This window comes from Peribacillus sp. AS_2 (genome assembly GCF_026891895.1).
In the GTDB taxonomy this organism is placed as follows: domain Bacteria; phylum Bacillota; class Bacilli; order Bacillales; family DSM-1321; genus Peribacillus; species Peribacillus frigoritolerans.
In genome coordinates this window covers 365,194-378,760 of sequence record NZ_JAPTGA010000001.1, presented here as the reverse complement: position 1 = coordinate 378,760, position 13,567 = coordinate 365,194, and the positions used below count along the sequence as shown (strand labels likewise).

Genomic DNA, 13,567 nt, shown 5'->3' with positions numbered 1-13,567 from the left:
CCCCCTTCCTCTTATGAAAACCAGATTGGCCAACCCGGAAGTGTTCCCTTTAACACATTCACGAATAAATAATAGATGATTCCGGAAAAACCTGCGGAAATGATGAGCGATGTCACCCACTTATTCCGTTCCATCGTTTGAAAGCAAACAAACAAAAACAGAAAGGTCGTAATGACATATCCTATCGTTTCCAATGTCAAAATATAAATCAAGGTGGAGAGCAGAATGATGATAAAAGGCTTATATTGCAGCTTTTCTTTACGTGATTCCTGCCCCCTGCCCCGAAATGCCTCATAGAACAGGCGAATACTTAAAAGAGAAAGGACGAGCCCTAATACAAAAGGGAAAATGTCCGGTCCTACCGAACTTCCATATGAAGAACTGGCCAGTTTCCTGCTTCCTATCATAAACAGCACTCCGACAGCCAGAAAGGCTGCAGAAGCAAAGCGATCAAATTTAACATCCATTACAATCCCCCCGTTTCAGAAAATAAGAAGAAGGTGAAAGCACCCCCTTCTTCCCGATTATTTTTCCATCCCTAAAGCTTCCAATAATTGCTGCACCTGTTTCTCCTGTTCTACTAAAAACTTGCTGAATTCTTCACTATTTTTATATTCATGTTCCCATCCCTGCACTTCCACTTCCTTTTTCCATTCAGAAGTTTCAACTAGCTTCTCAATGGTTCCGTCCCAAAAGGTTTTCGCTTCACCAGACATATTCTGAGGTCCAAAAACGCCTCTCCAAATCGTGAATTCAGCATCGACCCCTTGTTCCTTTGCCGTCGGTATGTCTTTAAGATCCCCACCTAAACGTTCATTCGAGGTTACAGCCAACACTCTAATCTTTCCTGCTTTTAAAAATTCCCTGACACTGGATGCATCCGTTCCGATCACATCCGCATTTCCGCCAAGCAATGCCGTAATCGCTTCCCCGCCACCGTCGTAAGAAACGTATTTAAGTTCGGTTGGATTCAAGCCATATTCATAGGCTGGAAGAATGGAAATCAAATGATCCATGGATCCCGGTGCAGATCCCCCTGCAAAGGTCAGCTTACGCGGATCTTTCTTCACCGCTTCCAGCACTGATTTCAAATCCTTGAATTCAGAATCCGCCTTTACCACTATCGCCCCATAATCCTTTGTCAGCTGCGCCAAAGGAGTCGTATTTTTATATCCATAAGGACTGTTGCCTTCTTTTTTAAGGTTATTGATGATGACAGGCGGTGAATTAACGAACAGCATGTCATTATTATCCGCTTGCTGTGTTGCATAGTCCGCCATGAAGACAGCGCCCCCGCCGCCGGGTTTGTTTTCGACGGTCAATGGCTGGTTCACCAATTTCGTCTCACCCAAGACCTTTGTAAATGAACGGGCCGTTAAATCCCATCCTCCGCCTGCACCCGAAGGAGCAACGACCGTTATCGCTTTTTTCGGATAACCTGTATCTTCTTTCTTTTCCCCTGATGTCCCCGAACTGCTGCATGCACCTAAACTTAAAGCTAACGAACCTGCCAATAGTACCGCTGAAATCTTTTTACGAGAAAACATAGTAATCCCCCTTTTGAAAGCGTTTTCTTAATTCTACAAAAATATCTTCGCTTTCAATGATTGCCCAACTAAAATGCATAAATTCCAAAACCTTCATATTGTTCATAAAGTTTTATCGGGAGACACGGGAAAAAGGCCCGCCCACAAAGAGCAGCCCTGCTAGAATAGTATTTTTGATAGATACACGACCATCGTTACCGTTATGCTGCTGAATAAAGTCGACATCAAAACCGCCTGTGCCGCATACTCCGGATGGTTGTCATATTCCAAAGCGAATAATGCGCTGTTTCTGGATGTGGGAAATGAGCTTGCGATAAACAACCCTTGGGCGACAGTCCCTTCCAAGCCCAGCATGAGAATGATCAGGAAGGCGATGGATGGTGAGAGTATTAAACGCCCCGCCAAGCTAAGGATAAGCGGAAGCGGGAAATGCGTTATTTTCAAATAGGCACTCTGTGCACCTAATGTAATCAATGCAATGGCTATGAAGGCACTCGCGATATTATCAATCGGGGTCCATAAGAACAGAGGGATTTCAAAAGAAACGGAATGTAATATTAAACCAAGCAATAAAGCATAAATGACGGGGTTCTTCAAGAACTCGCGAATGGCACCCTTTGCACTTTTTGTATGGACCGAAACAGAATTCATCAATCCATAGGTATAGGTCAACAGGTTTTGAAAAATGATCACGATGACTTGGATCGACAGGCCAAGCGGGTTTCCATTAAATACCATCTGACTGACAGGTAACCCGAAATTGGCCGAGTTATTCAGGACTACACTATTTTTAAACGTGGCCGAAAGACTTTGATCAAACCTGGCTAGTTTCGCTACCACTGTACTCACGATGATGAGGCTTACTGTTTGAAGAGCAAGGAAGCTGAATATCTGGACGATCATCCCCCCGCCCAATTTGCTTTGATAGATATTGACAAAGCTAATGGCGGGCATGAGCAGGAAGTGATTCAATTTAGACAGCGTATTCATATCCAACTTGAATTTACGATGCAGAATGGCCCCCGCCCCTATAAGGAAAAAAACCGGTACAATCACATTCAATACAATCAGAAACAGGACACTCACTTGACTTCCTCTCCATTCCTTAGGCAAATTCCTGATGATTTACATCTCCCATCTATCATAATGCCGGGATAGCCATAATTAAAATACCAATAAATTATCGTTATCCATTCAAAAAAGGAATGATAAAAAAGCACAGAGGTTTCTGCGCTTCAGTTAAATATCCCTCATGAAATCGACGCCTTTGACAAATTCGACAAACTCTTTGACCAGTTTTAATTCCTGCGACTTTTCATGATATAACATCCATGTATTCCTGATAAGGGGATTACCTTGCTTGTCCTTAAGGTCCATTTGACGGAGGTTTTGGTCATTCTCCAATAAAACACTGGGGAGGATGCCATATCCCAGGCCATTCTTGACCATTTCCTTGCATGTATCCCCTTTGTCCACTTCCATCCCCACCAAAGGAGGTCCGGAAAAATTGTCTCTCCACCAATTATCGATCATTGTTTTCAAAAGGGCATCTGTCCCATAATCGATCCTCGGCAGGAAAGGCAGGTTCCGGACTTCGATTTCTTCCTTGGAAGCAATGCAAATCGTTTCCTCAAAAAGATGATGCCTTGATCCTGACCATTGATAATCCCCCCGAACAATCCCGACATGCACTTCTTCCTTATAAATGAGGTTCAGCACTTCTTTACTCCAGCCGGTTGTCACATGGAAATCCACTTTAGGAAATCGCTCACGAAAAATTTTCAGCAGGCCAGGCAGCTTATGCAGCGTAATATAGTTGGAAACACCCAGCCGTAATGTTCCACTGATCTCCTGACCCATATTGAATGCTGTCTCTTTTATCTGCCGGAGCCTGATCAGCATCTCATCTGCACAGATGGCCAAATATTCACCTTGAGGGGTGAATTGCACTCCCCTAGTTCCCCGCTCCACAATCTTCAGATTGAATTCCTTCTCTATTTGTTGAATCCGTTTCGTTAAAGAAGGTTGCGAGATATATAAACTTTGCGCCGTTTTAGTAATATTCCTGTGTTCATGCAACACCTTTAAAATATGCCAATCCCTTTCGTTCATAACCCTTCCCCCGATACGAATTCCCTTGAATGTTTTATAAAAACTGTACCATAAATGGCCTGTTGGATATATCCTTTTACAAATACAAAAAAGCCCAGGCCAAACCGGCAGGACTTTCAGATAAGCATCCTTCCAGCGAAGGATGCTCAGTCATTCAATAGAATCCTTTCAGGACATGTGTAGATATTCAGTGAATCATTGCGAATGAACCCGACCGTCGTGATTCCCAATCCTTCAGCCAACTCCAAAGCCAATTCAGTTGGAGCGGATTTCGAGAGTATCAGTTCACAGCCGATTTTCGCCACTTTCAAAAGAATTTCCGATGAAATCCGGCCGCTGAACACGATAGCCTTCCCTTCCATCGAAATGCCATTTTTCAAGCAATGGCCGTATATTTTGTCCAAGGCGTTATGCCGTCCGATGTCCATCCTGCTTAATACGAGCCCATTGGCATCACATAAAGCGGCATTGTGGACTCCGCCCGTATTCTGGAAAGTGACAGCAGAATTTTGTAAGTCCTTCATCAAGCGGAAGCAGTCATCAGGAGTCAGTTTCACCGAAACATCATCCATTTTCTTTGCAGTCAATGCATCATTTACAAAGACGAAACCTTGTCTGCTCATTCCGCAGCATGATGTAATATACCGCTTATTTTGAAAGTCCTGGAAGTAGGGATTCACTTTATCCGTCTTCACATGAACAAAGCCTTCTTTTTCCTGGACCCAGACTTCTTTTATCTCATCATATTTTTTGATGATTCCTTCCGAAGCCAAATAACCAATCACCATATCCTCGATGTATTCAGGTGTACAAACCATCGTGACGAATTCCTGGCCATTTATTTTGACAGTAACGGGATGCTCCGTTACGATCGCATCTTCCGTCCGCTCGATGTTACCTTTGGTTATCCGGATGATGTCCCTCTTGATTTCAATCGCTTTCATGTTCCCACTCCTTTTACTATCCAGGAGCCAATTGACCAAATGTAAGGAACATGGTCAATGCCCGTTGAGTTTGTCCGCTATATTCTTATCAAATACGAATACGGAAATCGCTATGTTTTCCTTGATTTTGATGTCTGAAAACAAATGGAGCAGTTTAGCTCCAACCAGATCTTCCATTCCATCGGGAGGACTCTCCGAATACACATCCTGAACCATTTTGGTTCGTGCAGAATGGACCATATCCCTTCCTTCCTCCGATCTTGATATGAACATTTCCGTAGGAGTCAAATTTCCATATAACGTAGAAACGGCCATATTTTCCACGAAAACCGTGTGTATGCGTTCTGGTCCTTTACCGAATAGTTCCTTGCGCAGCTTACGAATCATATCATTGAATTCATGGATAACTTTTGACACCGTTGCGTCACTCCATTTCAAGAAAAATAGTTCTCAATTTTCTTATCATAAATCAACGCGAAGAAAAACGAAAGGAATTTGGGAATGATACCCTCTTTCCAGGATTGTTTCTTTTCATGATAAAAGGTATAATATCAATGATGAAAGTTGGGAGCATGATAGTGTACTGTTGTGTCCTATCTTTTTTAAAATTATCCATTATGGTATGGATTGGTATATTGGCAAGCTTTGCTATTAAACTATTCCACCATGACCTACATTTCCGTTCAGAGACGGAGGTGTAATCATGGTGGTTTTTTTGCGTCTTTTGGCTATAAAAGGGGGAAATATAATGATCGATTCAAACATCACCATCACAATCAACGGGAAGGCTTATACCGCTAATGAAGGTGCGACAATACTGGAGGTCATCAACCAAAATGAGATGGCCCATCCACAGATTTGTTATGTTCCTGAGGTGGACCCGATCCAAACATGCGACACATGCATCGTCGAAGTTAATGGGAAACTCGTCCGGTCATGTTCGACAAAAGCAGTGAGCGGCATGGATATAGCCTTGGACTCAAGCAAGGCAAAAGAAGCCCAAACCGAGGCCATGGACCGGATACTGGAAAACCATTCTTTATACTGTACTGTATGTGATAATAATAACGGAAATTGCAAACTACATAACACAGCAGAATTAATGGAAATTGAACACCAAAAATATCCTTATACACCGAAAGTGGAATTGGGTGCCGTCGATATGTCCCATCCATTTTACCGCTATGATGCCAATCAATGCATCGCATGCGGGCAATGTGTTGAAGTGTGCCAAAACCTTCAGGTCAACGAGACGCTGTCCATCGACTGGGAAGCAGAACGCCCTCGGGTAATATGGGATGAAGGAACGGAAATCAATAACTCATCTTGTGTAGGCTGCGGACAGTGTGTAACGATTTGTCCATGTAATGCATTAATGGAAAAATCGATGCTTGGCGAAGCTGGTTTCATGTCAGGCTTGAAAAACGATATGCTGGAACCGATGATCGACCTTGTCAAAGAAGTGGAACCTGGATACAGCGGGATTTTTGCCATTTCGGAGATTGAAGCGGCAATGCGAGAGACACGGACGAAGAAGACAAAAACGGTCTGTACGTTCTGTGGGGTAGGGTGCACATTCGAAGTCTGGACAAAAGGCCGTAAAATCCTTAAAGTCCAACCTACTCATGAAGCACCCGTCAATGCGATATCCACATGTGTCAAAGGGAAATTCGGTTGGGACTTCGTAAATTCGGAAGAACGTTTGACAAAGCCCCTGATTCGGAAAAACGGAAGATTCGTTGAATCAAGCTGGGATGAAGCACTTGATTTGGTTGCGTCCAGACTGGGTTCGATCAAACAGCAATACGGCGGAAATTCAGTAGGCTTCATTTCCTCATCCAAGATCACGAATGAAGAAAACTATGTCATTCAAAAACTGGCACGGCAAATGTTCGAAACGAATAACGTCGACAACTGCTCGCGTTACTGTCAATCCCCGGCAACAGACGGACTGTTCCGTACAGTCGGCATGGGCGGAGATGCTGGTACGATCAAGGATATCGCCGCAGCAGGACTTGTCATCATCGTTGGGGCTAACCCGGCAGAAGGACATCCCGTACTGGCGACACGCGTTAAACGGGCACACAAGCTTCACGGACAAAAGCTGATTGTAGCTGACATCCGCAAAAACGAAATGGCCGAACGTTCCGACATCCATATCAGCCCAAAACAAGGAACGGATCAAGTCTGGTTGATGGCGGTTACAAAATATATGATCGATCAAGGCTGGCATGATCAAGAATTCATCAATGAAAATGTTAACTTCTTCGACGATTATAAAGAAGTACTTGAGAAATATACCCTGGAATATGCAGAAACACATACAGGTATTTCTAAAGAAACATTGATCCAAATAGCTGAGGCCATTCGCGATGCAGACGGTACATGCATTCTTTGGGGTATGGGCGTAACACAAAACACCGGTGCCTCCGATACTTCGGCGGCAATTTCCAACCTGCTATTGGCTACGGGTAACTACCGTCGTCCAGGAGCGGGAGCCTATCCGCTTCGCGGCCACAACAATGTACAGGGCGCTTGCGATATGGGTACCCTTCCAACATGGCTTCCGGGATATCAGCATGTTACCGATGACGTGGCACGTGCTAAATTCGAAAAAGCTTATGGAGTGAAAATCGCTGGCCAACCAGGCTTGAACAATATTGAAATGCTTAAATCGATAGAAAAAGGTGACATGAAGGCGATGTATCTTGTAGGTGAAGATATGGCTCTTGTTGATGCGGATGCCAACCATGTTGATAAAGTGTTATCCGGATTGGACTTCTTTGTTGTCCAGGATATTTTCCTTTCAAGGACAGCCCAATATGCCGACGTGGTATTGCCCGGAGCTCCATCTCTTGAAAAAGACGGAACGTTCACCAATACGGAGCGCCGTGTACAGCGATTATATAAAGCCCTTCCCACTATGGGAGATTCTAAGGCGGACTGGGAAATCACCCAAGAAATCGCCAACCGCTTAGGTGCAAATTGGAATTACTCTCACCCTAGTGAAATCTATGACGAAATGGCAAGCCTGTCACCGATATTCAGCCAAGCGAATTACGAAGTGCTGGAAGGATGGAACAGCTTCCTCTGGGGGAGCCATGATGGATCAAGCACGCCCCTTCTTTATGTAGATGGCTTCAACTTCCCTGATAAAAAAGCGCGCTTTGCACTGGCTGACTGGGTGGAACCTCATAAATTCCCGGAAGAATATGACCTTCATATCAATAATGGACGCATGCTGGAGCATTTCCATGAAGGCAATATGACGAACAAGTCCAATGGAATCCAATCGAAAGTACCTGATATTTTCGTCGAGGTGTCACCAGAACTTGCCAAAGAACGTAAAGTCAGTGATGGCGGACTCGTTCGCTTGGTGTCTCCATTCGGGGCCGTTAAGTTAAAAGCATTGATCACAGACCGTGTTAAAAATAATGAGCTATTTTTACCGATGAACTCCGTCGATAAAGACTCTGCCATCAACTTCCTGACCGGTCCCATCTATGATCGACGCACAAGCACGCCTGCTTACAAACAGACGATGGTCCGCATGGAAGTATTAAGCGCAAGCGGAGACATTCCATTACCGGGTACCAATCCACGGAACAAAAAACGTCATCCTCAAAATGGTGTCGAGGTTGAACGTAAGTGGGCCCGTCCAGGGTATGTTCACTTAACGGAAAATTAAACAAGGAGGGTGAAGATCATGGCAGCTCCTATAACGGAAATCCATAATCCCATTACTGAGGAAGAGATAAAGCTACAAAAACTGGAGGAACTGAAAACGCTGATCACCGATAATGAAGATGCCTTGAACAATATGTTTAAAATCGTCAATGAACTGAATGACTCGGGAGTATTCGAAGCCGCGACCTCCATGCTTCAAGGAAAAGAACAAATAGCGAAAATCGCACTTCAACAAATCACAAGGCAACCTGTAACAAACCTGATCAATACCCTTATGGGTGCAACAGGAGCCTTGATGAACGCCGATGCCGCACAATCCACGAAACTGCTGAACAGTGCACTTGCAGGAATCGATGAAGGAAACAAATTCCTTCAGGCCGATAAGAAGATCGGTGTTCTGGAATTAATGAAAACATTGAATGACCCAGACATAAACAGGGCGATCGGCTTTGGCGTCCACTTCCTCAAGGGAATGGGCAAGGAATTAAAAGAATAGAAACGGAACAAAGACTCAAGAGAAGCTTCTTTTGAGTCTTTTTCTATAGTTGCTGCAAAACTGCTGAAAGTGCAGCGTTGGATAAGATTAGCATTGGAGTGGATGTGTAATGAATCAAGAAGAAAAAATTAAGAGCAAAAGAATTACACCTAGGCTCAGTAAAAATTTTCAAAATGTTGATGTGAATATAAAGAAACGAGTTAAAGTCACTCATCAAAATACAGGCTGTACACCCTCCCCTTATTCGCACCACTGCTTGTCAGATTCAATGATTGCAAGATCCTCGTTGCACTGGATGAAGAGGAAATGTTTAAAAAGTTCCTCAATTGCCGATTCGTTATGGTCGAGCCTAATAGATAAAAATAATCTCGTAAAGCCGGGATATGTGCTTTTTTACTGGAGAGTTGGCATTGATTGCAAAGCCATGTGCCATGCCTTCTAAATAATTTATTGCCCTTACAATTCTCACAAATCACTCCTTTAATTACGTCCTTTTCGGTAAGATTGTATCGTTCCAGAATGGAAAAGTCCGCATCGATGTGGTGTTTATTCATTACGCGAATTGCTTTCTTCAAATCTTTCTCACTAAAACTGGATTCTGTTATGGAATGCTCCATTTGATTAATTTTAGCGGGAAGTGCATCGCGATGGATAACTTTATAGTGGAGTTCATGGTTTTCAAGGGCTGTACGGATGATGGTTTGGGGATTACTGATGACAATCAATGAAAGGATGGGCAGTGAGGGAAAACCGTTTTTCAAGAACCAATTGGTCAATTGTGATTCCTGGCGGCTGACTTGTATGATGGGATCTGGAAAGGCCGTTTCTTTTCCTTCTATCGTTCGAATGAGCTGATTGAAATGCGGATCAAAATAGATCGACCCTGCAATGTTCTTCACTTCAATGATAAGCGCATATTTCTTGGAGATTAATAAGGTATCCAGCTGAAAAAATCGGGATTGATCCTGAAGCCTTAAATCGTGGAAGATGAAATGGCTTTTCGGTTCAAGAAAGCTTAATGGAAAATCAATGGAACATTCCCCTTTATAGCCCGCTTCCCTTTTATTGAGATCGTTCATGATTAAGGGAACTTTAGGGTGATTCGGAGGAAGCCTGCACGCTAATGCACGTAATTTGCGGACGGCAAGAGGAACTTTTCGTTTTTTTACAATCAATTTCATCGCTCCAATCCTATTTTCTTCAAAAGGATTCTACAGCAAATGAAGGAAATTGTACAGTTTATCTGCGAAATCGGGAATATATCTTCGAAACTGGAGATATATCAACGAAAAACCCTGATATATCTGCGAATTATTCGATTTATCGATTTTTCGACAAAAACGACGAAAAAAAACCAAATAAAAAACCACCAATATATGTATTGGTGGAGACGGTGGGAGTCGAACCCACGTCCAGACATAACGGCACTTAAGCTTCTACGAGTGTAGTCGATATATTCGCATTTCGCGAACTCATTAGCCTATCGACAGGCGGCAGAGCAGCTAGTCTGATTGGTCTCTTCCTTCATCCTCAGACGGTGGATTCCGGCGTATCCCACTTAGAGTGAGTCCCTTACCCTACCACGTGGGCCATGGAGGGAGGAACAGCTATCGACTGTTATTAAGCAGCGAAAGCTAGGTTGTTGTTTTGTTTGCCAGTTATAGGCGTTGACGTTTTAACGAGGCCGATCCCCTCGACTCGCAACTTAAGCTCGAACTATCCCTGTCGAATCCGTAACGTCCCCATGATAGAAATGGAGCGTACGAGAGAAGAATAGTCAGCAAGTTGGCTGATATTCAATTGTCATCGGTACAGGATTAATTATAACAGATTGGCTCAAAAAATCAATTGTAAGGTCTTGGCAGTTCTACATCTTCTGACGATCACGGAAAGCACGTTCAATATCACGCTTCGCTTCCTTCTTCTTCAGGTCATCACGCTTGTCATATTGTTTCTTCCCTTTTCCAAGTCCGATTAAAACTTTGGCAAAGCCATTCTTTAAATACATTTTCAACGGGACGATGGTGTAACCTGTTACCTTTGTTTCCCCGATCAGTTTACTGATTTCTTTCTTATGCAAAAGAAGCTTCCGTGTCCGTAACGGATCATGGTTAAACTGGTTTCCCTGCTCATAAGGGCTGACATGCATATTATGAAGATAAACTTCACCATTTTCTATTTTAGCAAAGGCATCCTTCAAATTCACTCGGGCCGCACGGATTGCTTTGATTTCGGTCCCTTTTAAAACGATTCCTGCTTCAAACGTTTGTTCAATAAAGAAATCATGATACGCTTTTTTATTTTGTGCTAGTTGTTTACCTGAGCCTTTTGGCATCTAACTCTCCCCTTTTTTACATCCAATCGCAGCGAGAGGATGTAATGATCATCCCCCCGCCTGAATCTTTATCTCTTTTTAGGTTTTCTCTTGCGCTTGGCAGCTGGCGCATTTTCAAAGAATTTTTTCTTCTTTTTCGATTTTCTTCCAGAAGAAGTCGAATCTCCATTACGCTCGCCGCCTTTTCCTTCCTTACGTCCCCCATTACCGCCTCGGCCGCGTTTGCGTTCACCTGAATTGGCTTTGAATATTTTCTTCTCGCCGGATGGACGCGGACGGCTTACCTTCATGCCGATAATTTCAAAGTCGATGGCGCGTTCCTCTTTATTGACGTTGGAAACCCGTACGTCGATTTCATCGCCAATCCGGAACACATTACCGGTACGTTCCCCGATCATTGCTAGCTGACGCTCATCGAAGCGGTAATAATCATCCGTCATGAAGCTGACATGGACAAGTCCTTCAATCGTGTTCGGCAGCTCGACGAACATCCCGAAATTGGTGACTGAACCAATGATCCCGGTATATTCCTCGCCGATTTTATCCAGCATGTATTCCGCTTTTTTCAGATCATCCGTTTCCCGCTCGGCATCGACTGAGCGACGTTCACGTTTCGATGTATGATCGGCAATCTCAGGTAAATTGGCATTCCATTTCTCCTTCGTAGCTTCATCCATTTTACCTTCCACCAAGTAGGTCCTGATCAGCCTGTGCACGATCAAATCCGGGTAACGGCGAATCGGCGATGTGAAATGTGTATAAAACTCAGCAGATAAACCAAAGTGGCCTAAGCTCTCCGGATCATATTTCGCCTGTTGCATGGAACGAAGCATGACGGTGGATATGACCGTTTCTTCCGGCTTACCGGCAACCGCCTCAATGATTTCCTGTAACGCCTTAGGATGGACGTCATTGGCCGATCCCCTTACAATGTATCCGAAGTTCGTAATGAATTCGAAGAAACGCTGCAGTTTTTCCGGCTTTGGATCTTCATGAATACGGTAAATGAACGGTAGGTCAAGACGGTGGAAATGCTCAGCAACGGTTTCATTAGCTGCAAGCATGAACTCTTCAATCAGCTTTTCCGCAACCGACCTTTCACGTAAAACCACATCAGTCGGATGGCCCTCTTCATCAACGATGACTTTCGCTTCATTGAAATCAAAGTCGATCGCGCCGCGGTTCATCCGGTTTTTACGAAGGATGGCCGCTAACTTCTCCATGTCCTGGAACATCGGCACCAACGCTTCATAGCGTTCAAGCTGTTCTTCATCTTTATCGACAAGGATTTTGTTCACATTGCCATATGTCATACGTTCCGTCGTCTTAATGACACTTTCAAAAATATCATGGTTGACGACTTTGCCATCCGGCGTGATTTCCATTTCACATGAGAGTGTAAAACGATCGACTTGTGGGTTCAAGGAACAAATGCCATTCGATAAACGATGCGGGATCATCGGGATGACCCTGTCCACCAAATACACGCTCGTCCCTCTTTCCAGGGCTTCCTTATCGATTGGAGAACCTTCCTTCACGTAATGACTGACATCAGCAATATGAACGCCCAGCTTGTAATTGCCATTCTCAAGCTTGGAAACAGTGACGGCATCATCCAGATCCTTTGCATCCGCTCCATCAATCGTAACCAAAACATCATTACGCAAGTCCCTGCGGTTGCCAATTTCACTTTCTTGAATGGTATCGGAAACGGCATTGGCCTGCTCCATGACGTCATCCGGGAACTCCATCGGCAAACCATACTTATGGATCACGGAAAGAATATCCACACCAGGATCATTTTTATGGCCAAGAATCTCAATGACTTCACCTTCGGCACTTATGCGACCCTCAGGATAAGAAGTAAGCTTGACGACAACCTTATGTCCCTCTACCGCTCCATGTGAAGCATGCTGTGGAATGAAGATATCGTTTGCGATCTTTTTATCATCAGGGATGACGAAACCAAAACTTTTACTTTCGGAGTATGTACCGACCACTTGTGTAATTCCGCGTTCAAGTATTCTGATGACCGTGCCTTCTTGCCTTGAGCCCGATGTTTCCGAAGATACCCGTACCATGACGACATCTCCATGCATCGCTGTGCCCGTTTCATTTGGCGGAATGAAAATATCATCCATTCCCGGGTTGTCTTCAGGTGTGACAAAGGCAAACCCCTTTGCGTGCCCCGTTAATTTACCGCGGAACAAATTCATTTTTTGCGGCAGGCCGTAACGATTGCTCCTCGTCCTGACCACCAATCCCTTTTCTTCCATTTTTACTAAAGCCTTAACGAAATTCTTGAAATCTGCCGAGTCTTCGATTTTCAAAGCCTCTTCCAGTTCTTGTACCGTTAGCGGCTTATACGCTTCATCCGTCATGTATGTCAGAAGCTTATTAATATGTTCTTGAATGTTATCTTCCATGAAAACCCTCCTATTCAGGG

Annotated in this window: 11 protein-coding genes and 1 other RNA gene; 2 read left to right on the top strand and 10 right to left on the bottom strand. The window is 44.0% G+C overall.

Annotated elements, in window-relative coordinates; translation table 11 throughout:
* Nucleotides 1-11: 11 nt before the first annotated feature.
* The 6 genes from OTG27_RS01765 to OTG27_RS01740 all read right to left on the bottom strand — a co-directional run bounded on the left by OTG27_RS01765 (nucleotide 12) and on the right by OTG27_RS01740 (nucleotide 5,020).
* Nucleotides 12-467, bottom strand: coding sequence for a tripartite tricarboxylate transporter TctB family protein (locus OTG27_RS01765; RefSeq protein WP_191930009.1), 456 nt, complete (start codon nucleotides 465-467; stop codon nucleotides 12-14).
* Between the two features lie 57 nt (nucleotides 468-524).
* Nucleotides 525-1,547 carry a tripartite tricarboxylate transporter substrate binding protein gene (locus tag OTG27_RS01760; RefSeq protein ID WP_268936045.1) on the bottom strand — a complete coding sequence of 341 codons (1,023 nt, stop codon included), beginning with the start codon at nucleotides 1,545-1,547 and terminating at the stop codon, nucleotides 525-527.
* A gap of 159 nt (nucleotides 1,548-1,706) precedes the next feature.
* The gene (locus tag OTG27_RS01755; protein ID WP_268936044.1) at nucleotides 1,707-2,633 is read right to left on the bottom strand and encodes an AEC family transporter; all 927 of its coding nucleotides are present in this window, start codon (nucleotides 2,631-2,633) and stop codon (nucleotides 1,707-1,709) included.
* A 153-nt stretch (nucleotides 2,634-2,786) separates the two neighbouring features.
* On the bottom strand, nucleotides 2,787-3,659 hold the full coding sequence (locus tag OTG27_RS01750) for a LysR family transcriptional regulator (protein ID WP_268936043.1): 873 nt from the start codon (nucleotides 3,657-3,659) through the stop codon (nucleotides 2,787-2,789).
* A gap of 146 nt (nucleotides 3,660-3,805) precedes the next feature.
* Entirely contained in the window at nucleotides 3,806-4,603 is a 798-nt protein-coding gene (fdhD, locus tag OTG27_RS01745; protein ID WP_095679215.1) for a formate dehydrogenase accessory sulfurtransferase FdhD, read from the bottom strand.
* A 54-nt stretch (nucleotides 4,604-4,657) separates the two neighbouring features.
* Nucleotides 4,658-5,020 (bottom strand): Na-translocating system protein MpsC family protein, encoded by a 363-nt coding sequence (locus OTG27_RS01740; RefSeq protein ID WP_048688083.1) that lies wholly within the window; start codon nucleotides 5,018-5,020, stop codon nucleotides 4,658-4,660.
* 331 nt (nucleotides 5,021-5,351) lie between these two features.
* On the opposite strand from OTG27_RS01740, the gene fdhF reads away from it, so the two are divergent.
* Both fdhF and OTG27_RS01730 read left to right on the top strand, forming a co-directional pair.
* Nucleotides 5,352-8,291: a formate dehydrogenase subunit alpha gene (gene fdhF, locus OTG27_RS01735; RefSeq protein ID WP_268936041.1), complete on the top strand. Its 2,940-nt coding sequence runs from the start codon at nucleotides 5,352-5,354 to the stop codon at nucleotides 8,289-8,291.
* An 18-nt stretch (nucleotides 8,292-8,309) separates the two neighbouring features.
* Nucleotides 8,310-8,786 (top strand): helical membrane plugin domain-containing protein, encoded by a 477-nt coding sequence (locus OTG27_RS01730; protein ID WP_034310010.1) that lies wholly within the window; start codon nucleotides 8,310-8,312, stop codon nucleotides 8,784-8,786.
* Nucleotides 8,787-8,992: 206 nt separating this feature from the next.
* Here OTG27_RS01730 and OTG27_RS01725 read toward each other — a convergent pair whose 3' ends face one another.
* From OTG27_RS01725 to rnr, 4 genes are all read right to left on the bottom strand, one after another.
* A complete protein-coding gene (locus tag OTG27_RS01725; protein WP_268936040.1) occupies nucleotides 8,993-9,967 on the bottom strand; it encodes a nuclease-related domain-containing protein in 975 nt (324 codons plus the stop codon).
* A 201-nt stretch (nucleotides 9,968-10,168) separates the two neighbouring features.
* Nucleotides 10,169-10,530: a transfer-messenger RNA gene (ssrA, locus tag OTG27_RS01720) on the bottom strand.
* Nucleotides 10,531-10,653: 123 nt separating this feature from the next.
* Complete coding sequence (gene smpB / locus OTG27_RS01715) at nucleotides 10,654-11,121, bottom strand: SsrA-binding protein SmpB (RefSeq protein WP_034310006.1); 468 nt, start codon at nucleotides 11,119-11,121, stop codon at nucleotides 10,654-10,656.
* 68 nt (nucleotides 11,122-11,189) lie between these two features.
* On the bottom strand, nucleotides 11,190-13,547 hold the full coding sequence (gene rnr / locus OTG27_RS01710) for a ribonuclease R (RefSeq protein ID WP_268936039.1): 2,358 nt from the start codon (nucleotides 13,545-13,547) through the stop codon (nucleotides 11,190-11,192).
* Nucleotides 13,548-13,567 lie beyond the last annotated feature (20 nt).

Excerpts from the sequence above, each read along its gene's own strand:
- OTG27_RS01765 (WP_191930009.1), bottom strand. The coding sequence starts at position 467 with ATGGATGTTAAATTTGATCGCTTTGCTTCTGCAGCCTTTCTGGCTGTC.
- OTG27_RS01760 (WP_268936045.1), bottom strand. The coding sequence starts at position 1,547 with ATGTTTTCTCGTAAAAAGATTTCAGCGGTACTATTGGCAGGTTCGTTA.
- OTG27_RS01750 (WP_268936043.1), bottom strand. The coding sequence starts at position 3,659 with ATGAACGAAAGGGATTGGCATATTTTAAAGGTGTTGCATGAACACAGG.
- fdhD (WP_095679215.1), bottom strand. The coding sequence starts at position 4,603 with ATGAAAGCGATTGAAATCAAGAGGGACATCATCCGGATAACCAAAGGT.
- fdhF (WP_268936041.1), top strand. The coding sequence starts at position 5,352 with ATGATCGATTCAAACATCACCATCACAATCAACGGGAAGGCTTATACC.
- OTG27_RS01730 (WP_034310010.1), top strand. The coding sequence starts at position 8,310 with ATGGCAGCTCCTATAACGGAAATCCATAATCCCATTACTGAGGAAGAG.
- OTG27_RS01725 (WP_268936040.1), bottom strand. The coding sequence starts at position 9,967 with ATGAAATTGATTGTAAAAAAACGAAAAGTTCCTCTTGCCGTCCGCAAA.
- smpB (WP_034310006.1), bottom strand. The coding sequence starts at position 11,121 with ATGCCAAAAGGCTCAGGTAAACAACTAGCACAAAATAAAAAAGCGTAT.
- rnr (WP_268936039.1), bottom strand. The coding sequence starts at position 13,547 with ATGGAAGATAACATTCAAGAACATATTAATAAGCTTCTGACATACATG.